Origin of the sequence: Bacillus sp. 22190 (genome assembly GCF_052045575.1) — a bacterium.
In the GTDB taxonomy this organism is placed as follows: Bacteria; Bacillota; Bacilli; order Bacillales; family Bacillaceae; genus Bacillus; species Bacillus altitudinis.
This window is the reverse complement of record NZ_JBQEPF010000015.1, coordinates 1-25,938: the sequence shown is the minus strand read 5'-3', so window position 1 is coordinate 25,938 and position 25,938 is coordinate 1. Positions and strand designations below refer to the sequence as shown.

Annotated in this window: 30 protein-coding genes and 1 riboswitch; of the genes, 8 read left to right on the top strand and 22 right to left on the bottom strand. The window is 41.0% G+C overall.

Annotation, left to right across the window (positions count from 1 at the left end; all coding sequences use genetic code 11):
* Positions 1-20: 20 nt before the first annotated feature.
* Complete coding sequence (gene acpS / locus ACTJKA_RS16470) at positions 21-386, bottom strand: holo-ACP synthase (protein ID WP_017366663.1); 366 nt, start codon at positions 384-386, stop codon at positions 21-23.
* A 94-nt stretch (positions 387-480) separates the two neighbouring features.
* On the opposite strand from acpS, the gene ACTJKA_RS16465 reads away from it, so the two are divergent.
* On the top strand, positions 481-1,086 hold the full coding sequence (locus ACTJKA_RS16465; RefSeq protein WP_007496491.1) for a rhomboid family intramembrane serine protease: 606 nt from the start codon (positions 481-483) through the stop codon (positions 1,084-1,086).
* Positions 1,087-1,141: 55 nt separating this feature from the next.
* Here ACTJKA_RS16465 and ACTJKA_RS16460 read toward each other — a convergent pair whose 3' ends face one another.
* The 7 genes from ACTJKA_RS16460 to ACTJKA_RS16430 all read right to left on the bottom strand — a co-directional run bounded on the left by ACTJKA_RS16460 (position 1,142) and on the right by ACTJKA_RS16430 (position 8,587).
* Positions 1,142-2,638: a PH domain-containing protein gene (locus ACTJKA_RS16460; RefSeq protein ID WP_017366662.1), complete on the bottom strand. Its 1,497-nt coding sequence runs from the start codon at positions 2,636-2,638 to the stop codon at positions 1,142-1,144.
* Entirely contained in the window at positions 2,628-3,107 is a 480-nt protein-coding gene (locus ACTJKA_RS16455) for a PH domain-containing protein (protein ID WP_008346922.1), read from the bottom strand. The genes ACTJKA_RS16460 and ACTJKA_RS16455 overlap by 11 nt, the downstream gene beginning before the upstream one ends.
* A gap of 110 nt (positions 3,108-3,217) precedes the next feature.
* A complete protein-coding gene (gene cshA / locus ACTJKA_RS16450) occupies positions 3,218-4,708 on the bottom strand; it encodes a degradosome RNA helicase CshA (RefSeq protein WP_017358400.1) in 1,491 nt (496 codons plus the stop codon).
* Between the two features lie 166 nt (positions 4,709-4,874).
* Positions 4,875-5,213, bottom strand: a complete 339-nt coding sequence (locus ACTJKA_RS16445; protein ID WP_017366661.1) for a hypothetical protein — start codon at positions 5,211-5,213, stop codon at positions 4,875-4,877.
* A 120-nt stretch (positions 5,214-5,333) separates the two neighbouring features.
* Positions 5,334-6,032 (bottom strand): alpha/beta hydrolase, encoded by a 699-nt coding sequence (locus tag ACTJKA_RS16440; RefSeq protein ID WP_017366660.1) that lies wholly within the window; start codon positions 6,030-6,032, stop codon positions 5,334-5,336.
* A gap of 26 nt (positions 6,033-6,058) precedes the next feature.
* A complete protein-coding gene (locus tag ACTJKA_RS16435; RefSeq protein WP_025206792.1) occupies positions 6,059-7,423 on the bottom strand; it encodes a UDP-N-acetylmuramoyl-tripeptide--D-alanyl-D-alanine ligase in 1,365 nt (454 codons plus the stop codon).
* 81 nt (positions 7,424-7,504) lie between these two features.
* A complete protein-coding gene (locus ACTJKA_RS16430; protein WP_007496503.1) occupies positions 7,505-8,587 on the bottom strand; it encodes a D-alanine--D-alanine ligase in 1,083 nt (360 codons plus the stop codon).
* Between the two features lie 184 nt (positions 8,588-8,771).
* Here ACTJKA_RS16430 and ACTJKA_RS16425 point away from each other — a divergent pair, with 184 nt between their 5' ends.
* A complete protein-coding gene (locus ACTJKA_RS16425) occupies positions 8,772-9,092 on the top strand; it encodes a thioredoxin family protein (protein ID WP_008346934.1) in 321 nt (106 codons plus the stop codon).
* Between the two features lie 339 nt (positions 9,093-9,431).
* Positions 9,432-9,581, top strand: a complete 150-nt coding sequence (gene fbpB, locus ACTJKA_RS16420; RefSeq protein ID WP_017366658.1) for a Fur-regulated basic protein FbpB — start codon at positions 9,432-9,434, stop codon at positions 9,579-9,581.
* Between the two features lie 98 nt (positions 9,582-9,679).
* On the opposite strand, the gene ACTJKA_RS16415 is transcribed toward fbpB, so the two are convergent.
* From ACTJKA_RS16415 to ACTJKA_RS16380, 8 genes are all read right to left on the bottom strand, one after another.
* Entirely contained in the window at positions 9,680-10,015 is a 336-nt protein-coding gene (locus ACTJKA_RS16415) for a hypothetical protein (RefSeq protein ID WP_017366657.1), read from the bottom strand.
* 117 nt (positions 10,016-10,132) lie between these two features.
* The gene (locus ACTJKA_RS16410) at positions 10,133-10,900 is read right to left on the bottom strand and encodes an ABC transporter permease (protein WP_331833018.1); all 768 of its coding nucleotides are present in this window, start codon (positions 10,898-10,900) and stop codon (positions 10,133-10,135) included.
* Positions 10,878-11,804 carry an ABC transporter ATP-binding protein gene (locus ACTJKA_RS16405; RefSeq protein WP_046527090.1) on the bottom strand — a complete coding sequence of 309 codons (927 nt, stop codon included), beginning with the start codon at positions 11,802-11,804 and terminating at the stop codon, positions 10,878-10,880. Before ACTJKA_RS16405 ends, ACTJKA_RS16410 begins: the two co-directional genes overlap by 23 nt.
* A gap of 126 nt (positions 11,805-11,930) precedes the next feature.
* Positions 11,931-13,172, bottom strand: a complete 1,242-nt coding sequence (locus ACTJKA_RS16400) for a dicarboxylate/amino acid:cation symporter (RefSeq protein ID WP_026050049.1) — start codon at positions 13,170-13,172, stop codon at positions 11,931-11,933.
* Positions 13,173-13,249: 77 nt separating this feature from the next.
* A riboswitch (cyclic di-AMP (ydaO/yuaA leader) is annotated at positions 13,250-13,383 on the bottom strand.
* A 63-nt stretch (positions 13,384-13,446) separates the two neighbouring features.
* Positions 13,447-14,469, bottom strand: a complete 1,023-nt coding sequence (locus ACTJKA_RS16395; protein ID WP_007496515.1) for an AI-2E family transporter — start codon at positions 14,467-14,469, stop codon at positions 13,447-13,449.
* 210 nt (positions 14,470-14,679) lie between these two features.
* Entirely contained in the window at positions 14,680-15,948 is a 1,269-nt protein-coding gene (gene dctP, locus ACTJKA_RS16390; RefSeq protein WP_007496516.1) for a C4-dicarboxylate transporter DctP, read from the bottom strand.
* A 124-nt stretch (positions 15,949-16,072) separates the two neighbouring features.
* A complete protein-coding gene (locus ACTJKA_RS16385; protein ID WP_050826981.1) occupies positions 16,073-16,756 on the bottom strand; it encodes a response regulator in 684 nt (227 codons plus the stop codon).
* On the bottom strand, positions 16,753-18,372 hold the full coding sequence (locus tag ACTJKA_RS16380; protein ID WP_026050048.1) for an ATP-binding protein: 1,620 nt from the start codon (positions 18,370-18,372) through the stop codon (positions 16,753-16,755). The genes ACTJKA_RS16385 and ACTJKA_RS16380 overlap by 4 nt, the downstream gene beginning before the upstream one ends.
* A 67-nt stretch (positions 18,373-18,439) precedes the next feature.
* On the opposite strand from ACTJKA_RS16380, the gene ACTJKA_RS16375 reads away from it, so the two are divergent.
* Positions 18,440-19,537, top strand: coding sequence for a TRAP transporter substrate-binding protein (locus tag ACTJKA_RS16375; RefSeq protein WP_440607849.1), 1,098 nt, complete (start codon positions 18,440-18,442; stop codon positions 19,535-19,537).
* A gap of 26 nt (positions 19,538-19,563) precedes the next feature.
* On the opposite strand, the gene ACTJKA_RS16370 is transcribed toward ACTJKA_RS16375, so the two are convergent.
* Positions 19,564-20,394 carry an EcsC family protein gene (locus ACTJKA_RS16370; RefSeq protein ID WP_024720476.1) on the bottom strand — a complete coding sequence of 277 codons (831 nt, stop codon included), beginning with the start codon at positions 20,392-20,394 and terminating at the stop codon, positions 19,564-19,566.
* Positions 20,395-20,557: 163 nt separating this feature from the next.
* Here ACTJKA_RS16370 and ACTJKA_RS16365 point away from each other — a divergent pair, with 163 nt between their 5' ends.
* The 4 genes from ACTJKA_RS16365 to ACTJKA_RS16350 all read left to right on the top strand — a co-directional run bounded on the left by ACTJKA_RS16365 (position 20,558) and on the right by ACTJKA_RS16350 (position 23,325).
* On the top strand, positions 20,558-20,818 hold the full coding sequence (locus tag ACTJKA_RS16365; protein ID WP_003214275.1) for a GlsB/YeaQ/YmgE family stress response membrane protein: 261 nt from the start codon (positions 20,558-20,560) through the stop codon (positions 20,816-20,818).
* Between the two features lie 229 nt (positions 20,819-21,047).
* Complete coding sequence (locus tag ACTJKA_RS16360) at positions 21,048-22,325, top strand: Nramp family divalent metal transporter (RefSeq protein WP_008346963.1); 1,278 nt, start codon at positions 21,048-21,050, stop codon at positions 22,323-22,325.
* 67 nt (positions 22,326-22,392) lie between these two features.
* On the top strand, positions 22,393-22,962 hold the full coding sequence (locus ACTJKA_RS16355) for a GNAT family N-acetyltransferase (RefSeq protein WP_008346964.1): 570 nt from the start codon (positions 22,393-22,395) through the stop codon (positions 22,960-22,962).
* Positions 22,963-23,061: 99 nt separating this feature from the next.
* Positions 23,062-23,325 carry a hypothetical protein gene (locus ACTJKA_RS16350; RefSeq protein WP_008346966.1) on the top strand — a complete coding sequence of 88 codons (264 nt, stop codon included), beginning with the start codon at positions 23,062-23,064 and terminating at the stop codon, positions 23,323-23,325.
* 39 nt (positions 23,326-23,364) lie between these two features.
* Here ACTJKA_RS16350 and ACTJKA_RS16345 read toward each other — a convergent pair whose 3' ends face one another.
* The 5 genes from ACTJKA_RS16345 to ACTJKA_RS16325 all read right to left on the bottom strand — a co-directional run.
* Positions 23,365-23,589, bottom strand: coding sequence for a hypothetical protein (locus ACTJKA_RS16345; protein ID WP_024720475.1), 225 nt, complete (start codon positions 23,587-23,589; stop codon positions 23,365-23,367).
* A gap of 190 nt (positions 23,590-23,779) precedes the next feature.
* Complete coding sequence (locus tag ACTJKA_RS16340; protein ID WP_249670503.1) at positions 23,780-24,226, bottom strand: toxin-antitoxin system YwqK family antitoxin; 447 nt, start codon at positions 24,224-24,226, stop codon at positions 23,780-23,782.
* 71 nt (positions 24,227-24,297) lie between these two features.
* Complete coding sequence (locus tag ACTJKA_RS16335) at positions 24,298-24,480, bottom strand: hypothetical protein (protein ID WP_017366650.1); 183 nt, start codon at positions 24,478-24,480, stop codon at positions 24,298-24,300.
* Positions 24,481-24,748: 268 nt separating this feature from the next.
* Positions 24,749-25,084, bottom strand: coding sequence for a hypothetical protein (locus ACTJKA_RS16330; protein WP_046342710.1), 336 nt, complete (start codon positions 25,082-25,084; stop codon positions 24,749-24,751).
* Positions 25,085-25,104: 20 nt separating this feature from the next.
* Positions 25,105-25,938 (bottom strand): EndoU domain-containing protein (locus ACTJKA_RS16325; RefSeq protein WP_440607848.1); only part of this gene is annotated, 834 nt, incomplete at its 5' end.

Here is a 25,938-nt window from a genome sequence, read left to right as displayed (position 1 = left end):
GGGGACAAACAATATGCAGACTAGCTTGACAACCTTTCAATTAAAACTTGTGCTGCAGCATATTCTTTTGTATGGGTAATGGATACATGAACGTAGTCTTCTTTTGTTTTCTCACTTTTGATGAGAGGTTTTCCGTTTGCATCTTTTTGTATCTCGATGTCGTGAAAGCTTACATACTGACCAATTCCCGTACCGTATGCTTTTGCGAATGCTTCCTTCGCCGCAAAACGTCCTGCCAGAAACTCCAGCTGTCTCTTTTCACTTAGTGTGCGAAAGACTTCCTGTTCACGTAAAGTCAAAATTCGTTCTGGTAAACGGGGCTGCCTGCTAAGAACTCGTGACAGCCGGCCGATCTCTACAATATCCATACCGATTCCTTTAATCATGAGGTACCTCCTATGATACTCGTACTAATTTGGATGTTCGCTTCATAAACGTGTTACTATAAACTTACCATTATCTAGTCAAAAGGGGTTTGTTATGTTTATTCGAACGGAGAGCTTTCAACAATTTATTAGATCGTATCCAATCGTAACAGCGATCCTTGCTTTGCAAATCGGCCTATGGCTTTTATTTGCAATCCCTATTCCAATGATCCAGCTTGGGCAGGACCATCTCGTTGGTTTTAATTATGGTGTTGCAGCAGGAGAATGGTGGCGGCTTTTAACGCCTATTTTTCTTCACGGAAGTCTGACACATATTCTGTTCAATTCCATGTCGCTCTTCCTATTCGCTCCAGCACTTGAGTATTTGCTTGGAAAGGTTCGATTTCTTGTGATTTATCTGGGTGCTGGATTCATTGGCAATCTCGGAACCTATTGGGTGGAGCCTTTAGAGTACGTACATGTCGGGGCTTCTGGTGCGATATTTGGTTTATTTGGCGTCTATCTTTATCTTGTCCTATTTAAACCGCATATGATGGACCGTGGTAATTCTCAGGTGATCTTAACGATTCTCGGCGTCTCTGTTATTATGACGTTCGTCAACTCGAACATCAACATCATGGCCCACTTATTTGGATTGATAGGCGGCATGATCCTAGCACCGATCACTCTATTCTTCCATTCAAAAAAACGACGCTATTAAGCTCATAAAAAATGTCGATCACTCCGTTTAACGGGAGCTGATCGACATTTTTTGTTTAAGTTGATTGATTCGTTTCATAGGAATACCAATCGCATACACGTTCAGCATCTTCCTCTTCAAGGTGATGCACACCAAAGGAATCAAGCAAGGCAGAGGACTTCACAAAGGTGTGAATACTTGCCACCCGCCCTTTCTTTTGAAAATAGGATTGGGTCATCGTATAGTTTTGCATTCGTTTTCTTAAAACAATTCCGGTGGTCTTGCCGATACCTCTTGTCGTTAATTGAATCAGTTGATCTTTGATCACATATCCTGATTGTTTATAGGCTAAATACCCAAAAAACAAGGCAAATGGTAATGGAATCAGCGCCAAATACCCCCATGGTGGAAAACGTACAGAAAGGATTATACCTACAAGTAATGGAACAAATCCGTAAGATATCAGATAACGTTTTAGTGAACGCTTCGGCACTTTTTTCAATTCACTTTCTGGTGCCAGCTGATATTGATCTGTAAATTGCGTTAACAATTCATTGATCTTTTTCTTCCGTATGAGTGGAAATAAGACAGAAGAGGTCTCTTTTTCTGTAATGGAACCTCCTGCGCTGACAAGCATGACCGTCGCAAAACCAAATGGTTCACGCAGAATATTTTCTTTGATTTTCACTGCTTGAATTCTCGCAAGCGGAATGGTCATTTGATGCCTTTCGATGAGTCCTCTTGTGATGATGATGTCTTTCCCTTTTCGTTTTGCGGTAAAATTCGCATATTGAAGGGCTGTTACCCCAACACTAAGAATCCACGCAATCAATACGGCAATAAATATGAGAATCGCATAAATCTCAACACTCGCATGACTTAAAAAAGAAAACCGTTTAAGGAATCCGTCCAAAGGTAGAATTTCATCTATTTGTGTGTAAATGGCGAGACACCCAGAAATAATGACGCCGATTCCGCTTGAAGTGGTCGCAGCCAAAAGCAGCTCTGGTATACCCATTCGGTAGGAAACACTGATTTCTTTTTCTACAGGCTGTTGCGCTGTCAGAGAATCAGGGAAATCTAAATTTTCATCAATCATTTCTTCTTGTTGCAAGCTTTTCTTCCGGTTGAAAATCGATTGCTTTAGTTGCTCAGCTTCTGCTTTTGTAATGGCCGTCAGGCTCACTTCAGGTCCATCCGTCCCGCCTGCCGTTTCGATTTGCACCCGAACCAAACCGAAAATCCGCTGGAAGATGCCTTCACTTGTATTCACCGTTTGAATTCGTTCTAACGAGATATACTTTTTCTTTTTGGTGATGACACCTGATTCTACTCGAAATTCATCGTCTTCCATTCGGTAGGTGAATCGTCTCCATGCTAAAACGGTTGAAACAGCTTTCCATAAAAGAAGCACCCCAAGAATAATGAACGCATAAAAACGAATACTTGAATTCGAGTTCACAAAAATAAGCACGAAAAAAGGGATAATGAAGTTTTTGATCATGGATACGGCATCTGATATAAAATCAATGAACATCGAGATTGGATGTACACGTTTTGGTTCAGACATCATCTTCCGTCACCCTTGCTAATCGAGATATGTAATCGCGAAGCTCATCTGCCTCTTCTAATTCCAGTGCCGGAATATCATGCACTGTCGCAGCCGTAGAAATTTGAACAGATGCCAACCGGTAGCGCCTTAAAAGTGGCCCTTGAGATGTATCCACATGCTGAACACGTACCATTGGCACAATGACACGTGTGACACGAATCAATCCGTGCTGTATTTCAATTTCGTTCTCAAATACTTCATAGCGCCAGATGTGATGGCGGATTTTCGGTATGAGCCAGATTCCGAAGATGACCTGTAAAATCCACAAACCGATGAGGATGGCTCCAATCCAATATGGCCATTGAAAATAATAACTAGCTACAAATACCCCAATGATGATGAATAAGAAAATCAATGAGATAATTCCATTTTGAAGACGCCATACTTTTAATCCATTTAAGCTGATTTGACGTTGCGGCTGTTTTCTCACATTCTTCCCCCATTCTCTTACTTTTCTATCAATATATTACGAAAGAAAGCCTAAAAAGTTTCATTAGGACTGTTAAAAAAAGCGAACCCTGCAAAGGATTCGCTTTTGAATTAGTTGTTATAAGATTTCTTTTGACGACGATCGTTAGAAGAACGATTGCGGTCATTTGAAGAACGCTTTTTATCACCGTAAGATGAACGGCTTTTTCCGCGATAGCCGCCACCACCGCCGCCGTCTCTGCGTTTAGAAGAGCTGCGGTTGTTACGATTGCGTTTTGAAATCATTGGTGCTTCATCTGTCAAACGAACAGGCGTTGCATCCGGCTCTTTTGTCATCATTTTGATGGCAGCCGCAACCACTGTAACAGAATCATGATCTTCTAACAATTCAGCAGCTGCTGTCATGTAGAAGTTCAAGTTGTTTTCACTAATGATTGTGCGTAGACGGTCAACTGTGACTTGTTGTTGTCCTTCAATTGCCTCGTCTAGAGTTGGTTCTTTCATACGATCCATTTTACGCTTAGTCGTTTGCTCAATCGCACGAAGCATATCTTTTTCACGTGGTGTGATGAATGTCATCGCCATACCTGTACGTCCAGCACGGCCTGTACGTCCAATACGGTGTACATAGCTTTCTGGATCTTGTGGTACGTCGAAGTTATACACATGTGTAACACCTGAGATATCAAGTCCACGTGCTGCAACGTCTGTTGCGACAAGCACATCGATTGAACCTTCTTTAAATTTACGAAGCGCAACCATACGTTTCGCCTGAGTCAAGTCACCATGAATTCCTTCAGCTGTATAACCTCTAAGGTTTAATGCTTCAGTCAATTCGTCAACGCGGCGCTTTGTACGGCCGAAAACAATTGAAAGCTCTGGTGATTGAATGTCAAGAAGACGAGTCAATGTATCGAACTTCTTACGCTCGTGAATATCCAAGTAGAACTGCTGGATGTTAGATACAGTCATTTCTTTCGCTTTTACTTTTACATGTTCTGGGTTTGTCATGAAACGCTCTGCAATACGCTTAATTGGTGCAGGCATTGTCGCAGAGAATAAAAGTGTTTGGTGTTCACTTGGTACATTTGAAAGGATCGCTTCAATGTCTTCGATGAAACCCATGTTGAGCATTTCGTCTGCTTCATCAAGCACGACTGTTTCAACATTTTGAAGACGCATTGTGCGACGATTAATGTGATCAAGTAAACGTCCTGGAGTTCCTACAATGATATGAGGATTTTTCTTGAGCGAACGGATTTGACGGCCGATATCTTGTCCACCGTAAATTGGAAGTACACGTGCACGCTTGTCTTGGCCGATTTTGTATAGCTCTTCAGATACTTGAATCGCTAATTCTCTTGTTGGCGCAATGATGATCGCTTGGATGTTAGGAGACGCTGGATCGATTTTTTCTACAAGAGGAATACCAAATGCTGCAGTTTTTCCTGTTCCTGTTTGTGCTTGTCCGATGACATCTTTATTCTGAAGACCGAGAGGAATCGTTTCTGCTTGAATCGGTGTTGCTTCTTCAAATCCCATGCGGTTAATAGCTTTCATGAGACTTTCGCTTAATTGAAAATCTTGAAACGTTATAGTCAATTTATTCAAACTCCTTCTAATTGCTGTTTCAGTAATCTCGTGAATGATCATTAAAAACTGCCCTTTGTATGAAAGGACAGGTCCATTATATACAAAGCCCGAATTACCCTACATTATATCTTACCATTACACTATTTGTTTTTCAACAAGACAGAAATGGATATATCTACTGCTCGACAATGACTGATTCACCTTCACTTTGATCTCCGTCCATCCATTTCCACTTTTCAAACAGTTGGATTTTCCCGTTATCCAGCTGCTTAGGGGTGGAATGACATGAACCGCTTCTCATGCTGCCATCCTTACTTACATGATGATATCTAAAATGAAGTGCTCCGTCTTTATTCACAGTTCCTACAAGTACGCCAGATTGAATACTGCCGCCTTGATATGTGCCCGTTAAAATATTCCCGTCCTGACGATATTGAAATATGGTTCCTTCCGATACTTCCCCATTGCTCGAATTAGACTGCGGGACAAAGGTTTTTCCGTCATATTGAAACAACCGAATCGACCACCTTTTCTTACCTATTGTAACATAGGCCTGTCACTCATTCGACAAAAATGATGCAAATTTTAACAAGTGGGATTCAATTTATATTAGTTTAGCCACATTTTAGCTTTTCTATAGATTAAATTGTTTTTTTAGAAATTGTTCGACTTTCTCAAACAATTGCTGTGCACAAGGCTCATGACAAACGTGATGTTTACAATCCGGTAAATAGAACATTTCTTTCTGACGGGACGGGATTTTATGATAAATGAATTCTGCACTAGAAGCGGGGACGATCCCATCGCTTTCACCTTGAACGATCAAGACAGGTAGATGAAGCTTTTCAAGAGAACCTTTCGTTTGCTTCACCAATTTCATAAATTCTACAGCAGCTGATAGCGGTGTACTCTTCAGCTTATGACGATATCGATCATACAATGGGTTCGTATCAATCAAACCAGACAAGGATTCCTTCACCATCTGCCTTGTGTCTTGAATCATTTGTTTTGGGTTAACATATTTAGCAGCAGCACTTAACAGAACAAGACGGGCCACTGGATACTTCGCTGCTAAATATGAGGCAATCATCCCGCCCATAGAAAAGCCGACCAAATAAATGGTGTCACATGTTCGGTAAAGGGATAAGAGTTCTAATTCAGCGGTGGCAATCCACTCCTGATAGAGAATGCCTTTGAGCTGAAGTTCCTCCCCATGCCCCGGAAGCGTGACAGATTGTACCGTCCAATCTGTCGTCTGCTTTAAATATTCCGCAAGCGGCTCTACTTCATACGGGGCACCAGTAAAACCGTGTATACATAGACAGCCAATCACCCTGTCACCTTCTTTGCCGATCTGATTTATAGTGCAGTAATCACGTCTTCCAATCTCATGCCACGGGAAGCTTTGACCAGAACGACATCGTCAGGTCCTGCCACATCCGCTAGTTTTTTCTTCAGTTCTTCTTTGTCCATATAAGAAGATACACGGTCGTCTCCAAATGCTTTCTTTGCTCCTTCAGCAATGAATGCGCCAAGACGGCCAAACGTTAAAACATGATCAATAAACTCAGGCTTGATGTACTCCCCTACTTCAAAATGATAGGTTTCTTCTTCACTGCCCATCTCCAGCATATCTCCGAGAACGAGTATGCGGTTAGCAAAGCCATCCATATCTCCTACAAGATCAATCGCTGCCTTCATCGACGTAGGACTCGCATTATACGCATCGTTGATAACCGTGATGCCCTTATCTGTTTTAAACAGTTCTAAACGCATGCCTGTCAATTTCGTTTGCATTAGCCCTTGGGCAATTTGCCTTTCATTCAGACCGAAATGCTGGCCGATTGCAATAGCTGCAAGAGCATTCTTTACATTGTGTTTCCCTAATACAGGAATGAGAAACCCTTGAGCGTATCCTTCCACTTGAAATTCAGTGCCTTCAGCGAGTTGGTGGATGTGAATCACCTTGATATCACAGTCCTCTGATTCCCCAAATGTTTTTACGCTACGTGCAAGGGCATTTGCTCTTTGGCGGAGTAAAGGCTCGTCTCCTAAATAATAAAAAGTCCCATCCTCTTTTAACCCTTTTGTGATCTCACATTTTGCATCTGCAATGGCTTCTCTTGATCCTAGATCCTGCATATGAGATTCTCCAATATTGGTGATGACAGCTGCATCAGGTTCAGCGAGATTAGATAAAAATTCGATTTCTCCTTTTGCACTCATGCCCATCTCTAATACAGCAATCTCTGTTTTTTCTGGCATTGCAAGGATGGTCAGTGGAAGTCCAATATGATTATTAAAGTTGCCATCTGTTTTATGGACTCTGTATGTCGTTTGTAGGACAGAATGGATCATGTCTTTCGTCGTTGTTTTGCCATTACTTCCAGTAATACCGACAACTCGAGGGTTTTCCTCTTTTAAGTATGATTTCGCAAGCTGTTGGAGTGCTGTCAGAGTATCCTCTACAAGAATGACAGGTACACCGGATGGTGGGTTCGCTTCTGTTTCATTCCAAAGAACCGCTGCCGCTCCAAGCTCCACTGCTTTTGAAGCAAAAGTGTGACCGTTAAAATGTTCCCCGATAAGCGGGATAAATAGTGCGCCTTTTGATACTTTTCGTGTATCTGTTGTCACTCCGTGTATCTGTTCTTCGCCAAAAGCTTCATTCGATAATGTGCCACCAGCCATTTGGGCGACTTGTTTCACTGTACGTTTGATCATGTTTTTTCGCCTCTCTTTCTCATTTCACGTTTGAAGGAAAAGAGACACTACCTGTAGGATAGTGTCTGCTTGCTTCTTACATTAAAAAGTGGTTTTAATGGTTTGTTTTTCTTGATGGCGTTCAATTGCAAGTGACACCAGCTTCTCAATCAGCTCAGGATACTCTACACCAGTATGTTTCCAAAGAAGCGGGAACATACTAAAAGGTGTGAATCCTGGCATAGTATTCACTTCATTGATCAGCACTTCGCCTTCTTCTGTTAGGAAGAAATCTGCACGTACGAGGCCAGATCCATCAATGGCTTTAAATGCCTTAATCGCCATATCATGAATCGTCTTGTACTCTTCCTCTGACACACTCGCAGGAATGATCAAATCTGTATCGCCATCTTCATATTTTGCTTTGTAGTCATAAAAATCTGTTTTAGGTGCAATTTCACCAACAACTGAGCATTTCGGCTCGTCATTTCCTAATACACCAATTTCAATTTCTCGTCCTACAACGCCTTCTTCCACAACAACACGACGATCATATTGGAAAGCCAAATCAAATGCTGTTTGCAGCTCTTCTTTGCTGCGGCATTTACTAATTCCGACACTTGATCCCATGTTGGCAGGTTTCACAAAACAAGGATACCCGAGAACTGCTTCTACCTGTTCTAGACTGTCTGATATGGCTTTCTCATAATCCTTTTTATTGAAGGAAAGGTGCTTTGCCTGCGCAAGTCCAGCTTGAGCAAACACATCTTTCATCATGACTTTATCCATACCCGCAGCAGACGCGAGAACGCCGTTACCAACATACGGGATATTCAATAGTTCAAGTAACCCTTGCATGGTCCCATCTTCACCATTTGGCCCATGTAGCAATGGAAAGACAACATCAATCTTTTCATCAGCTGCTGCAGGCTGTGGAAACATGCTTTCATTTAAAGAAGTTGGTAAAAACGTCTTTGCATTTTGTTCAAATTGAAGCATTTTGACGTTTGATACTGGTTCAGTGAGTTTTTCTCCTCTTAGCCATTCGCCCTCTTCTGTAATATAAATTGGATGTATATCGAACTTCTCAGTGTTAAGTGCTTTTGTAACTGCAAGGGCTGTTTGCAGTGATACATTATGTTCGGCTGACTTTCCGCCGTAAACCAATCCTAAACTTATTTTCAATGGATACTCCCCCCACTAAAATTCATCTTTACTATCTTATCACTTTCAAGCAAAAATGCTCTAATTAATTTTTGTTGTTACGGAATTGAAATGATTTGTAAAGGTTGTAAGCGCCCCCCGAGCATTTGTATGTCATTCGCCTTTATTTTATATTAAAATGACATTGAAAAGGAGTTGTGACAAATTGAAAAAAATTACAAGCACTGAACAATTCAACGAAATCATTCAATCAGACAAAGAGGTCATCGTTAAATTCTTTGCGACATGGTGCCCTGATTGCACTAGAATGGACATGTTCATTCCAGACATTTTAGAGGCTTATGCTCAGAATGAATGGTTTGAAATAAACAAAGACGACTTTCCTGAGTTAGCGGAAACGTATCAGGTCATGGGAATTCCTAGCCTGTTAATTTTCAAAAATGGCGAAAAAACAGGTCATTTACACAGTGCCAACGCTAAATCACCTGAAGAAGTAACGGAGTTTCTTCAAGAACACGTTTCATAACTCATTTGAATGGAGACATCAGCCAACTCATGCTGGTGTCTTTTTTTATATCCTTTTAAATCAAATCTCTTCATAAGACGAGATGTGCGGCTAAAATGTTTCAACATCGGCAGGAATGTTTGATCTGATTTCATGACAAGGTTTGACAGCGGATTATTTCCTGGGAAAGAATTCATCGTCGATATGGATGGGAATATGTCGGTTACGTGAATTTTCTGAATTGAATCTTTACTTATGACATTCTGCTTTGTATAATGGAGTTGCTAATTGAAAATGATTATCAATTTCATCTGTGTGAAATCTTATAGAGTCCATTCTACCAAAGGAGCGTTGAGTTACATGTCTAAGAAGAAAATCAAAACGTATCAGCAATTGATTGAAGAAAACAAGGAAGCGATCATGCGAGACCCTAAGATGATGGAAAGTATATACGCAACCATCGACAAAAAGCACCAAAAGCAGCTTGCCGCTGCTGGACGTGAATCATAAACACAAGAAGAGCAGTCAAATAGATGGCTGCTTTTTTATTTGCCTGAAGAAAAGAAAAAGCCGATAAAATCTATTCTTCGATTTTATCGGCTTTTGTTTTAATGTGATTTCGCTACACGGTCTTGTTTCATTCCTAAATAGATGAGCATATATGTTAGATAACCCATTGTCATCGTTAAACCACCGAAGAAGAATTGTGAAAACACGGGTTCTTCAAATGTCGTAACGGCAGCAAGAACGATCCAGCTCGCATATAAATAGACCATGAACCATTTCATGTTTCTTTTAAGTGTATACAGAAAGAAAAGACCCGCTAATGAAAAGATCCCTAGCGCTAGTCTGAAATAAACAAGATGATCAAACTGGAAGGCAAAAGACACAAACGAAAACGACAACAGCAACAAAATAGGTAAAGCCGTAATAAAATTTTTCACGATAGTGCCACCTCCATGACTCTGTCTTATTATAAGACAAAATCAGCCGGTTATCGTGAAATACAGACTCGTTTTCACAAAGATGTCACGAATTTTTCTTGTTATTTGACACAATTTTTACACATTTACATCACGCTTCCAAAAAAGGAGCCAAGCAGCACCAACAAAGAAAACAAAATGCACCCCTACAATGAATAGCGAAAACAGAGGGCTCATGCCCTGAAAGAGCGGCGGACCTTGAAAACTGTATTGTGTGAAGTCCGTATTAGCGAAAAGTAGAATCTTCCCCCACTGATTTTCTAACAGAGACATGATCGACACTAATGATTTCGCTGCGTATAAGACGAAAAATGAAGTCACAAGTGCAATCAGACTGTTTCTAAACAAACTTGAGCACAGAAAAGCAAAGCTTGCCATCATGACTACTTCCACCCACTGTGATCCAATCACAGCAAATGTGTGCAGAAATAATCGCCCAGTGCTTTCATCAAAATCAGTACCAAAGAAAATAAGGCCAAAAAGAAAAGCGAACACATAATAAAAAACAAACAGGTAAAGGACCATCAGCACAAGAGTGATGTATTTTGACAAGAAAATATGAAGCCTTGTCTTTGGCCGAATCAACAAGAACTTGATGGTTCTTTTTTGAAACTCTGTTGAGATCAATGTGGCGCCAATCACGACAGCGAACACTTGTAAAATAAACACAACATTCGTGGAATAAGCAAAATAGTTTGCGACTGTATCTTGCCCGCCAAGCCCGGAAATGACTCGTTTCAATGCTAGAGCCATCGTCAATTGAAAGACAACAATCAGTCCAAGTGCAATGAATGTGATCTTTTGTCTCGTGATTTTTTTATGTTCATTCTTGATGAGTTGAAGCATCTGCCGTCCCGCCTTCCGTCCATTTCATAAAGGCCTCTTCAATTGATTGTTTTTGAGGCGTCATTTCAAGTACATCAAATTCTGCTAAGACAAGCTGTTTATTCAGCTCCGGCACACGGTCTTTATTCAGTTGAACCAGCACATGTTGATCCCTTTGTTCATATGTATATCCTTGCGTATCTAGCCATGAAACTGCCTTTTCTACTGGCTGAATATTCATCAGCACCTGCTCTTTTCCTTCCATGTCGCGAAGGTTTGTATTGGCTTTGATCTGTCCTTTTTGAATGATGATCATGCGGTCACAAAGCTCTTCTACTTCATGCAATAGATGTGTAGCAAATAACACAGAGACACCTTCTTCTTGTACAAGCAGTTGCAAGTGCTCTCGAAACTCCTTCATTCCTGCGGGATCAAGCCCATTTGTTGGTTCATCTAAAATGAGCAGATTGGGCTTATGCAAAATTGCTTGTGCAATCCCGAGCCTTTGTTTCATCCCTAGTGAATACGTTTTGACCTTCTGATGAATGGCGTGCTCCAGACGAACTCTTTTTACCACTTCAAGAATGCGCTCTTCTGAAACTCCATCATGCATAGACGCATACAGCTCAAGGTTTTCAAAACCTGTTAAATATGAATAAAATTCCGGATTTTCTATGATCGCCCCAACAGATGACATCGCCTTTTGATGATCATCATCTTGAGAATATCCATTTATGATGATCCGGCCGTTGTTTTTTTTCATCAAGCCAACGATCAATCGAATCAAGGTCGTTTTTCCAGACCCATTTGGTCCAAGTAAACCGACAATTTCCCCTTGCCTAATGTCCATCGAAATATGTTGCAAAATTTGATGCCGGCCAATTTGTTTATCGACGTTCTCTATGTGTAAAACAGCAGACTGCAAAGTGGTTCCTCCTTCTAATGTAAAACCTATGGCGGCAGTTACGGCCGCTCATCCTGTAAAAAGTATATCACGCTAGACAAGCCGTTCCACGAAAAAAAGGGCTGATCCAGTCAGCCCTTCTTGTTGTTAAAGTGATAAATTAGGTGTTGGTGCTTCCTTCTCATGTTTCTTTTCGGTTTCAGAAACAATCACCGCACATGCTGCGTCACCTGTAATATTGACCACGGTTCTTGCCATGTCTAATAAGCGGTCTATGCCAAGGATCAGCGCAATGCCCTCAACAGGAAGATTCACGGAATTTAAAACCATGGCTAGCATGATGAGCCCTACCCCTGGGACACCTGCTGTGCCAATACTTGCTAGTACTGCTGTTAAGACAACTGTCAGCATTTGAACAAGGGTTAATTCAACTCCATACACTTGTGCGATAAAAATAGTCGCAACCCCTTGCATGATCGCTGTACCATCCATATTAATGGTCGCACCTAGCGGCTGCACAAAGCTTGAAATAGGTTCTGGCACCTTCAAACGCTTTTGAGCTGTTTCCATTGATACTGGCAGTACTGCGTTACTGCTTGATGTACTAAATGCCACAACCATCGCTGGAGAAAATCCTTTGAAGAATGCCATTGGATTTCGTTTAGCTAATAGGGCAACGGTTGACCCATAGGTCAGGAAGAAATGCAAGATCAGCGCAATTAAGACGACTGAGAAGTAAAGTCCCATCGCTTTCATGGCATCGAGCCCCTGACTGCCAATTGCCGTTGCGATCAAACCGAATGTCCCGTACGGTGCGAATTTCATCACAACACCGACAAGATACATCATTAATTCATTTCCTTGTTCAAACAGCTTCAGCAAACCTTCTGTTTTTTTACCGAGCAAGGCAATGCCAAGACCTAAAAATACACAGAAGACGATAATTTGAAGCATATTTCCTTCAACTAGAGATTGGACTGGATTGGTTGGAATAATATTGAGTAGTGTGTCTGCCATTGATGGGGCTTCCTCAGCGGAATATTCTGCCGCTTTCGTATCAAAATTGCCAAATGTGCCTGGCTTAATAAGTAAGGCCAATGAAATGCCAATAATGATGGCAAAAGTCGTAGTGAGTAGAAAGTAAGTAATGGTTTTTACGCCGATTCTGCCAAGTTTTTTCGGATCGCCAAGGCCTGCTACACCAAGTGTGATCGAAAAGAAGACAATCGGTACAACTAACATTTTAATCAGGTTTAAGAAGATTTGACCTAGAGGTGTAAATAGATAAGGGTCTAACACTTTGAATACGTTTGGAGCAAAAATGTTGAGTAGTAGTCCTGTGATTGCACCTACAATTAAAGCAATAATAATTTTCGTCGCAAGCTTCAATAAAATCTCCCCTTCCTCGTCAAAAAGGCCCACGAGAGAGTCTTCTCGTGGGCCTGCGTGTCCATACGTGTACCACTGTCTACTCTCTTCACGCTGATGAGGTTAGCTGACGGGTTAGGACGAAGAGATGTCCTTTTTTCTTAAATAAGAAAAATTCACCCCAAAAACTTGGGTCCCCCATTCCTTTAGAAGGATTAAGCGTGTGGTAATATGATATTTTCATACTATTTATACCTTATTTTTAGAAAATTGTAAACAGGTTCATATGAACTTTTTAATTACTTTCTTCCTTATTCGTGACCTCCAAGATATCTAAGATAAACACAAAGATTGGGATGCCGATAATCAGGCCCCAAATGCCAATATAGTGTTCAGAAAAGATCAGGACAATAAACGTGAAGAAAATAGGGAGCTCTGTTTTAGCTGACATGAGCTTCGGATTTAAGAAGTAGGCTTCAATGGCATGGATGATCACGATCACCAGCACAATATATAGGACGTACATTCCGCCTCCAAGTGTATACGCAATGATGCTGAGTGGAACGAGAGAGATGACCACACCCGCTACCGGAATTAAACCTAACAAGAAGACCATGACCGCTAATCCAAATAATTGCGGGAAGCCCATAATGCCAAGCGCAATTGTCGTTAAGACACAGTTAACTGTTGCAATGATGAACTGTGCTTCAAGTACCTTACCAAATGTTCTGGAAAACTTACGTCCAAAGAAGGCAATTTCATGATAGAACACGGAGATTTTACTCGTTTTGAACTTATTCATGAATTGAATGAGGCGTTCCTTTTCGAACAGGAAGAACATGCTTAATATTAAGGACATAATGACCTGGATACTGAACGTGCTGAAATCTGTTAAGTATGTATAGAGGAAATTAAACCCTTTCTCGAAGAAAGAAGATATTTTGAAATCTCCGAACACATTGGTGACGACGTCAAAGAAGGGTAAATCTTGTGGATGATCTGCAATCTTTTTCCCTAAATGAAATAACTGTTCCACCTGTTTAGCGATGATGGGCACAAACACAAAGCCGCCAAACGTCAATCCACCAGCTAGAAGGATGTACAAAATGGTGATGACTGATTTCTGTCCTATTTTCAGGAAGCGATTTAAAAAGCCTCTTATGACCTCTTCTAACCGGTTCATTAAAAAGGTGAAAATGAAGGTCAGGAGAATTAAATTCATCATTCCTCTTAATAGATATAATGCTGTGGCTAATACTACAAATACTGAAAACCTCTTGACACCAGGTTTTTCGAACAATTTAAAAAATGCCGCCATACGTTACACACCTGCCAGGACTAAAGTCTATTTTTCGTTGGATCTCATATTCATTATATCGGATCTTTCTGTAAATTATATAACAAAAGGTCAATGAGGTCTTACGATTCGTCCTAAATTTATCAAGCTTTTATGTTTTTTCTTTTTTTACACAAGAAAAAACCGAACCCCATGTAGAACATAAGGTTTCGGTTTTTGGTTGTTTTTATACTAAACAGCCTGCTTGATATTTCGCATTTCCTGTAGCGCTGTTTTACTCTTCGCTTCGTCAAATTCCCCTTCACTTTTCGCTACAACAATTGTAGCAATTCCATTTCCAATCAGGTTCGTAATTGCTCTTCCTTCACTCATGAAACGGTCGACCCCTAGCAGCAGTGCAAGACCTTCTAGCGGGATAACCTGAAGTGCAGCAAGTGTAGAAGCTAGCACGATAAATCCGCTTCCTGTGACTCCAGCTGCTCCTTTTGATGTGAGCATCAGAACAAGGATAATCGTGATCTGCTGTCCGATGGATAGGTCCACCCCAAACACTTGCGCTAAGAAGACCACGGCCATGGACAAGTAGATTGAGGTTCCATCTAAGTTAAAGGAATAGCCTGTCGGAATGACAAGTCCAACAACCGACTTAGAGCACCCGTAGCGTTCCATTTTATCCATCATTCTTGGCAGGACAGATTCTGAAGAACTTGTGCCAAGAACAATTAAAATTTCATCTTTGATAAAACGGAGGTAACCGAACAGGCTGAAGCCATACATTTTACAAATGATGTTCAGCACGACGAAAATAAACAGGAACATCGTCATATAAACGGAAAGCATCAGACTAGCCAGTGGTTTAATCGAAGCTAAACCGAAGTGTCCAATTGTATAAGCCATTGCTCCAAATGCCCCTAATGGCGCGGCACGCATAATGTAACCAATGATTTTAAAGAAGACAAGCGACAGCTTATCAAGCCATTCGATGATGCCTTTCCCCTTCTCGCCAAGTGCAGCGAGCGCAACACCGAATAAAATAGAGAAGAATAAGACCTGTAAAATATCTCCCTTTGCAAAGGCATCTACCATGTTAGATGGCACAATGTGTGTGACAAACTCCATCCAGTCGATACCCTGTCCCCCATTTTGGGTATATTGCGAGACATCCCCTTTTTCAAGCTTACTATAGTCAAGACCTGCTCCCGGCTTCATGATATTGACCACAAACAGTCCGATGACAAGCGCAAGTGTCGTCACAACTTCAAAATAGATAAAAGCTTTTCCCCCAACTTTTCCAACCTTTTTCATGTCCCCCATCTTGGCAATTCCAAGAACAATGGTTAAGAAAATAATGGGTGCAATGACCATTTTCACTGCATTAATAAATGTGTCACCAAGCGGCTTCATTTCTTTCCCGACGTTTGGCCAAACCATCCCAACAATGATCCCGATAATGACAGCTGCAATGACCTGAAATGTCAGGTTCTTCAATAGCCTCTTCATAAAAAATCAACTCCCTCACCCTTTGATGTAAACGCTTAACTGTTATCTGTAGGTAAATGATAGCGATTTCATCAAAGGCTGTGAAGCTTATGGACATATCGTACATTTTGGTCTTTTTGGTCTCTTAGTCAGAATGTACGATATATTTATTCACAGGGCGTCCGACCCCGCCATATTGCATATCTAATTTCAGCTCGCCTTCTTTTACAAGGAAGTCTAAATAACGGCGTGCCGTGACACGTGCAATCCCAAGTGCATTGGCGACTTCCTCTGCAGACTGCGCTCCTTCTTGCAGACGCATATAGGCTTTAATTTCATTCATCGTATGCACATTCAGCCCCTTAGGAAGCCATGTGTCTTCCTGCTTAACTGCAGGCTTTCGTATGATATCATCGAGCATCTCTTGAGAAAATTCTGCTGCGGTACGAATTTTTGATTTGAACGCTTTATAGCTTTCAAGAGATTCTTTCATCCGTTCAAACTTAAATGGCTTAATGATATAATCTCGGGCACCATTTTGAAGCATGGTGCCGATCGTCTCTTTGTCCTTTGCTGCCGAAATCACAATCACATCCACCTGCATCTTTTGCTTTCTGATGTCTTGCAGTGTTTTGACGCCATCTTTTTTAGGCATATACACATCGAGCACCACAAGATCTGGGCGAATGTCTTTGATGAGCTGGATGCCCTGCTCGCCATTTCCTGCTACAGCCGCAACTTGAAAGCCAGGGACACTCTTAATGAACTCTCTATTGACTTCTTGCACCATCGGGTCATCTTCAATTAATAGCACCTTAATCTGAGTCATCTGTCTCTCTCCTCTATTGTCATTGGGAATTCGATTGAGAAGGTGGTACCAATGCCGATGCTTGATGTGACTTCTACATTTCCCATTCCTTTGTCGATAATCGTTTTTACAATATACAGCCCGTAGCCTGTTCCGCCTTCTTTACCGTGAGTAAAGCCTTTGTCGAAAATATGAGGAATCATGTCCTCTTCTATTCCAGATCCATAATCTTCAATTAAGATCGCGAGGACATCCTCTGTTTGATCAATACTAATAGAAATGAGTTTTGTGTCTCTTTCTACAGTATCATACGCGGCAAAGGCGTTCTCGATCAGATTGCCAAGCAGCTTCGTCATATCATGCTGATCCAGCCGCTCTGGGAAATCGCGCAGACTGCTATTTTCATCTACTTCAACCTTGATTCCAAGCTCCTTGCCCCTTCTTATCTTGCTCATCAATAAACCAGCAACTGCATCATGCTGTATCACACGGTGGAGAAAGTCCGTCACATGCTCCTGCTCTTCGGTCGTTTGAAACGCTAAATCGAGTGCTTGATCGGCTTTCCCCAGCTGAATTAATCCCGCAATTGTATGAAGCTTATTCATATGTTCATGATTTTGCACCCGCAGGCCATCAACGAAGTTCTTCACCCCGGTTAATTCCTCCGCCAATTTGGCCGCCTCTGTCCGGTCCTGAAAAATAGCAACCGCTCCGATGATTTTCTTTTTCATCACAATTGGGATTCGGCTGCTCATGATCCGCTTTCCGCTCATATGAATTTCTTCATTGTAGACGGGTTCTGCACGGTCAATGATTTCTGGAAGCCTTGTATCTGACAGCACATCCCAAATATTTCGGCCCACGACATCACCTGTCACGCTGAAAATTTGCTTTGCTTTTTCATTAAAAATGGTGATCATGTGCTGGTTATCAATGGCAATGACCCCTTCATTAATTGAATGAAAAGTAGCGGTGCGTTCCTCTAGCATTCTGACAATCTCATGCGGCTCCAGCTTAAACATTTGCTGTTTAATATGACGGGCGAGCAAAAATGAACCGACAAGCCCGAAGCTGAGCGTGAGCAGAAGGATCATGAGGATATCCTGCTTCATTTCTCCTAATATATCTGCCATACTCGGCAATGTTCTTCCGACTAGTACAACCCCTGTTTGGTTAAATTTTTCATCCTTTACTGGATAAAAAGCTCTAATGGCTGTGCCAAGCTCTCCCTGTGCTTCTGAGAAATAGATATGCTCTGCAAAGGCAGGTTCTTCATCTGTCCCCTCAGAGCGCTGGCCAATCCTTGTTTTCACTGGATGTGTCAATCGCACGTGATCCATATCCATGACAACAATGTAGTCAGCATCTTGGATAATCCGAATCTCTTCAATGGCATGCTGCAACCGCGCACGCTCCTTTGTCTGATCATCCAACGCCTGCTTTACCTCATTCATCTCAGCTACTGTTCTTGCCGTGTTCATGAGCCTTTTTCGAAGTTCTCGTTCCTCTGTTTGCTGAATTCCCCCGACCAGAACAATTCCTCCGATTAAAAGGGCAAAAATGACAACGAAATATGTGAGGATGGTGAGCTTCCATCTAATAGATAATTGTTGTAATTTCAGTCGATTTCTCATCATTTTTTCACCTGTATCTTTACGAATTCTTCCTCTGTCAAGTATCCTTGACATAAGGGGGATCTGACGCATGAAGAATTTACTCGCCTATACGCTATTGCTCATCATCGGTTTTGTAACCGCTTTATACTTTGGTTTTTATCATATGATGCCTAAATCAGCGACGACCTTCGACGATGAACAGACTGGGCTGAAGGATCAGCTTGTGTTCAAATTCAGCCATGTTGTCGCAGATAATACCCCAAAAGGGCTGGCTGCAAAGAAATTTGCTGAGCTTGTTCATGAAAAATCCGACGGCAGGATCAGCATTCAAATCTTTTCAAACGGGAGTCTTTATTCTGATATCGAAGAAATTAATGCACTAAAAGAGAATCAAGTTCAATTTATTGCTCCGTCTACGTCAAAGCTCGGCATGCTGTCCCCTGAATGGCTGGCACTTGATCTGCCCTTTGCCTTTTCTAACTACGATGCTGTCCAAGAAGGGTTACATGGTGCGATTGGACAGAGACTGTTCGGCACACTGCAAAAAGACGGACTAAAGGGAATGGCCTACTGGACAAATGGCTTTAAGCAAATCACTTCGAATAAAGGCCCAATCAAGCAGCCTAGTGATTTAAAAAAGCAATCTCTCCGTATTATGCAAAGTGACATGATTGAAAAGCAATTCAAGCTTCTTGGTGCAAAACCCTATCAGGAATCGTTTAATTCAACGTTTCAGCTGCTAGAAACAAAAAAAGTAGACGGTGAAGAAAATACAATTTCAAATATTTATTCAAAAAAATTCTATCATATACAAGACTATATGACGATCAGTAATCACGGGTATTTAGGGTATGTCATCTTAACAGATCAATCCTTTTTTGATCGTCAAACACCTGAGACGAAGCGAATTTTACTCGAAGCGATGGAAGAAACAACGGCATGGAACGAAAAACATGCCGAACAAATGAACAAGGATCAACTGGAGGAAATTAAACGCGAATCTCCAATTGCCATACACGAATTAACACCAGCAGAGCGGCAAAAATGGATGAAAGCGCTCGATCCTTTGTATGATGAAGCAGAAAGGATCATCGGTTCCACCTTGATCAAACAAATCCGCGAGCTCCGGGCACGCTATGAATATTCTCCGATTCAAGCGTTTGATGAAGATGCTGAGACCAAATAAAAAATCCCTTCGAGAAAGGGATTTTTTTATGCGCCGGAGTCACGCTGTTCTTGCTGAGCGAGCTCCTCTAATCTTGTTAATATTCTGCGCTTTCGATATTGCATGATGCCTGTTTCGGCAATTCCTTTTAACTGTGAGCGGTTGGACGCTGCACCAAACAAAATCCCCGCAATTGGGACAAGTTGAAACAGCTTCTTCCAGCCAAACGAATCACGGTAGTTATATACGACCTCACGCCATCCTTGAATTTGAGAGATCATGTTTTCGTGCTTCCCTTCTGATGCATGATAGCTCTTCAGCTCTTTTAATATTGATTTTTTCCCAACAACGTCAGCAGAATTCAGCTGTAAACATTTAATGATAAAGACTCGTTCTTCTTTATTTTTCGGATCATAGCCATAGGTGACGGCGATATCCTGTAATGTTTTTAAAGAGAGACCGAGGACAGCCGGAATATCTGCCGCTAATGTAAACATACCTCCGACACCTGTTGTCGCACCTTGCACAGTGGCGAGGTTTGTTCGGTTTTTCCCCATCTGATCACTAATGGCATCCATGACCTCGATTGGAGCCGCCTCAATATCTTCAATACGCTGAATCGATTCATCGGCACATTTCTTTTGAAATTGATGAATAATGCCTTTCTCTGACGTCAAATAGACACCGCCTGATTGAATATAGTGCCCCATCTCATCTAATAACACACCGATTTTTTTTTGAATAAAGGCAGGGGTCAGCTTGTCCAGCATTTGAAATGGAAGCCGGCTAAGTTTCTCCCAAAACCATACCTTTTGCTGGTCTTTCTCCCACTTTTCAATCTCTTTTAATTGTGCTTTTAACCACTCTCTTTCCTCCATGCGATTTGCCTCCTTAGATGCCGTTCAAGTATATGTCTGTTATTATACACAATCCTTGTCCATCATACGTATCGAACATTGAAGTGGTTCCGAAAGGTTTTAATCTCTTTTAAAACGGTTATTGCTTAGTAAACAATAAACAAACAAAAGAGGAGTGATCAACATGTTAGGATTTCTGATTTCATTAGTTGTGGCGATTGTCATTGGTCTCATTGGGAGTGCACTCGCTGGAGGCAGTGTGCCAGGAGGCTGGATCGGTTCAATGATTGCCGGGCTTGCAGGTGCTTGGATTGGTCATGGATTACTTGGAACGTGGGGTCCTAGTCTGGCAGGATTTGCGATCATTCCAGCGATCTTAGGAGCAGCCATTTTTGTCATTATTTTAAGCCTGATCTTCCGCAGCGTTGGATCAAGGGTTTCTTAAAAAACGATACAAAAGAAGAGGAAGCAGAGGATGCACCGCCTAAGATCAGAGGCGGTGTTTTTTATGTTTTGATTGACAAGGTATCTATTTTTTTCACTTACATATGATAAACAAACCTATTAGTTCAGATAGTTGACTTTTCATGAAGATGGGCATATGATGATTAAAAATTGCATCGAGGAAACTTTTTGTGCCAAAGCAAAACTTTGTAGAATCTAGGTGATGACATATGACAAACAAATACATCGAGGCACAAGCCCACATGTCAGTGGCAGCGGAGCGTGCACTTGAAGGAAAGGTGAAGGGTTTTAGAAGGCTCCTTCCTTTTCTCGGACCTGCTTTTATCGCAGCCATTGCCTATATTGATCCAGGAAACTTTGCGACCAACATTGCGGCTGGCTCGAAATATGGCTACCTTCTGTTATGGGTCATTCTCATATCCAATCTCATGGCCTTACTCATCCAGTCTTTGTCTGCAAAGCTTGGAATCGCAACAGGGAAAAATTTACCTGAAATTGCTCGAGAAGAGTTTCCAAAACCAGTCTCGATCGGTTTATGGATTCAGGGCGAACTCGTCATTATCGCCACAGATTTAGCCGAATTTATCGGGGCTGCCCTTGGTTTATACTTACTCTTTCGTATCCCGCTGCTTGAAGCATCGATTATTGCAGCGATCGGTTCTTTTGCCATTTTAGAGCTCCAAAGACGAGGTTATCGAGCATTAGAAGCAGGAATTACCGGTATGCTGTTTGTTGTCGTGATTGCTTTCGCTGTACAAACCTTTGTGGCTAAACCTGATCTTGCAAGTGTCGCCGGTGGACTGTTCATTCCAAGGTTTGAAGGGACAGACAGCGTACTGCTTGCCGCTGGTATTTTAGGCGCTACGGTGATGCCGCATGCGATCTATCTCCATTCAGCCTTAACGCAAAGAAGAGTCGTCGGCAGAACGGAAAAAGAGAAAAAGCTGATTTTTCGTTTTGAGTTTTTAGACATCCTCATTGCGATGGTAGTTGCTGGCGCTATCAATGCCAGCATGTTGATTGTAGCAGCTGCTTTATTTTTTAAAAATGGTCTTTTTGTTGAGGATTTAGATGTAGCATTTCAGCATTTTGGAACTCTCGCAGGTCCTGTATCAGCGATCTTATTTGGTGTAGGTCTGCTTGTAGCCGGACTTTCCAGTTCTTCTGTCGGTACACTGTCAGGCGATATTATCATGCAAGGTTTTATTCAGTACCGCATTCCGCTGTATGTCCGCCGGCTGATTACCATCATTCCCCCTATTGCGATCATTGCATCTGGGGTCAATCCGACATCTGCGCTTGTGATGAGTCAAGTGGTCTTATCCTTTGGAATTGCGTTTGCTTTAATTCCGCTCATTTTGTTTACAAGTAAAAAACGAATTATGGGCGATTTGACGAATGCTCGCTGGGTGACCGGAATATCTTGGGTGATAGCAGCTCTTGTTGTCGCACTTAATCTGTTTTTAATTGTGGATACGTTTATGTAAAAGACAGTGATCAGGCTGTCTTTTATATCGGGTTGTGGTAGAATTTCCCTTGAGAGGATGTGATCACATGTTTTTTTATCAGGATCAAGATCTATCCATGCGGCTGCTTGAACCAAGAGACGCGAGAAGTCTGTATCTGCTCATCCAACGCTCAAGAGAGCACTTACGTGAATGGATGCTATGGGTCGATTCGACGCAGACAGAAGAAGATAGCATGGCGTTTATTCAAGGTGCCATGCAGCAAGCTTTGCAAAACAATGGTTTTCAGGCTGGAATCTGGTCACATGGAGAACTCGTTGGTATCATTGGCACCCACCAAATTCATTGGATTAATCGGACGGTTTCCATTGGCTATTGGCTCGGGGAAGGCTATCAAGGAAAAGGCATCATGACAAAAGCATGCAAAGCGGTCATTCACTATTTATTTGAAGAGTGCGGTCTGCATCGCATTGAAATAAGGGCCGCTGTTGATAATCAAAAAAGCAGACGCATCGCAGAGCGTTTATCTTTTTCACTTGAAGGCATATTAAGACAATGTGAATGGCTGGGCGACCACTTTGCCGATCACTGTGTGTACGCACTTTTACAGCCTGAATATATGAAACAAAAAACGAATTCAATCAATCAGCCCACTTAATTGTGTCGATTGCATGAACTATTTTACAAAGTGAAGCTTTGTAGTATCCGTTGTGATTGGCATCTGATAAAATAGAAGGAAAAAATCGAGGTATTATGTATGTCTCTTATTATTTTATTTTACTTATGGATTGTCCCTTTATTATTTGGCATTTTCTTCTCATTCCTAACAAAGAAAGCCACATACAAACGCCGCTTTGTCCCATCATATAGCATGGCAGGACTCAGCATCGTGTTTCTCATTCTGGCACTCGTCTTTTCAGCCAGTCATTTTCTATTCATTTGCGGTATGTTCCTATTCGCCACTACACTTGTCGGCACAGGCATCCCGTTATTTTTAGCTTTTACTAAAACACCTTCATAAACAAAACCACCTTTTCGCAATGGAAAGGTGGTTTCTTTTTTACTGCTGAGGCATCCGATAGGTCATCGTACCATTTGGGTTTTTTTCAATTACTTTCACAATGTCTTGAAGGATCTCTGACGCTCGATCGCTTGAGTCATACTTGCCGAGCGTCTTGACCCAAGAATCACTGCCTGCGATAAACCCTTCAATCTTTTTACCGGTTACTGTGACTTCGTGAACATTAACGAAACTTTGTTCGTTTTGTGTGAAAATCCATAGCATGGTTTATTCCCCTTTTTTGTTAATAGCTCATTTCGAATAATGCGTGTCTCGATATCTGCATATCTTACAGGGATCAGTAGTCAAGATTAATAAATTTTATCACATTTTATATATAAGCCTTCTCTTTATTTTGAGACAGATTAATATTACTCCAATTATTTCAATCATTATTCGAATTTATTTTTCCTTATTAACCATTGAATTTTTCGACGTATTTTAAATCAGATTCATCAGGCTCTGTTTTTTGCTCTACAATACTTCCGTTTTCATCGTACTTTATATAAGTCATTTTCCGACCAGCTATATATTCAGATTCATACTTTTTATTTCCATTTTCAAAAAACTCGACTTGATATCCGTCTGCAGCACTTTTATTCATATTACCTATTTTTTTCACATTTCCATTTGAGTAAAATTCAACATACTTTCCCTGCTTAACACCTTGCTCTGCATAGAAATAACTTTCAATATTTCCATTTTCATATAAATCATAGGCTAGTCCTGTAAAAAGTTTTTCTTCTCCTTCTTTAGTAAATTCTACAATTGCTAGCTCGTAGGGTCCTCCATATTCTAGAGATTTTTCAAACTCCGTACCACTTTCTGTAATTATTTTTTTTGTCAGAATATCATCCATCATGTAAACCCCTTTCATTTTATAACTTTCATATTTATTATTTTAGAGCGTTCTGATAAAATATTCTGTTTGCTTTAAGCACAGAGACCCTTCATTATGCCTATTTTAATTAGGAATTTCTTAAAATCTTCAGTTTTCCAATATATCGTTGGCTCTTTTGATATATTCCAACTACCGAACTCTATATTAATCGGTGTATAAAGATCATTTTCAATATTTATAGGCTGACTGTCTTTATATTCTGTTACTCTTAACATCATCATGTCTCCTTTCAAGGCATATACACAGCATTCTTTATTAATGGTAGTAAGCTGTCTCCACGGAGTCATCTAAAATTATTTCCCATAAATCGAGTGCTTTTTCATACCAAAAACGGTAGACTGAGCTTCTTGTTATTCTTTTTGGGATCATTTTTGGCAACTTCTTTTTTAGACAATTATCTAAAGTTTTATTTCATAACAAAAAGCACTTTTTGCCTTGAATAACAATAAAGTGCTTTTTATTTTTCAGTCTCGACAATGATGTTTAACCTTCGAATATTTCCGGTATTTTCTCTCTCCAAATTAACAACAATTCTATGAATTCCTTCGTTTCAATTTTATTTTCAAGAGGTTCTTCAATCCTATAATGATGTTCAACTACTGTCTCATCTTTTTTAATATTTACACTGGTAGCATTCAATGTAATTTCAAATTTCTCATATACTCCATCTATAACATTTTGAATATATCCTATATATTCATCCACTTCTTCTATCGATGAAATATCTTGTATAAAATCTGAGAAAATACTTATTTCTTCGGGAAGTATGATTGCTAAATCACCAAATTGGTCTTCCTTAAATTCATATGGATATCTCATATAAGTTAATCACCTTCATATTATTTTTTATATAATGGATATGCTGTAGCTATTGATCCATCTTTTTTCAAATACATTTCTATTTTAATTCCTGATGATGTTATACCTTTAAATTTATTAGGACCTATCTGTTGTTTATTTTGGTAAGCTTCATCGATAGCTTTTAACACATCAATGCGGTTCCATTCCTTAGGAAAGAAACTTGATTTAGCTACTTTTTCAACTCCTTCAATTTCAACTTTAGCTCTATAAATACCGTTTTTATCAGGTAAACTTTCACTTCCTGGAATAATCTTACCACCTTGCATACTTTCATGATGATAACCAACTGCTTTTCCTCTTTTATTAATTTCACCATGATAAATGTGTTTCATCGTATGGGTATTATATTTTTCAGCACCCTTAATCCCCATCTTCCCTTGAAACCCTTTCGCCCCAAACGGCAAAAGCATCCCCAGAGCCGCATTCATACTGGCTTCTTGCTGTTCTTTCGAGACTTTATTTCCAAACATGTCTCGACCCGTAATCGCTTCGCTGAAGCCGTTTGTTGCGGTGAGGCCATATAAGCCTTTTTGTGATGTTTTCAGGGCGTCAAAGGATATTTGTGATGTCTTGTAAATGTCGACTGCTCTGACTGCGGCTGACGTGGCTTGAGTCGTTTTATAAACGGCTTTACCGCCTTTGAAAATACGGCCCGCCCATCCGACGATCGGGATGTAGCCTGCTGCTGCCATGCCGCCTGCGGCGACTCGCTGGCCTGCGGTGAGTTCTTCACCTGTGATCGGATCGACACCTGTTGCGGCACGTTTTGCATCGTTCACGCCTGTCAGTTCATTGACGATATTTCCTCCGTA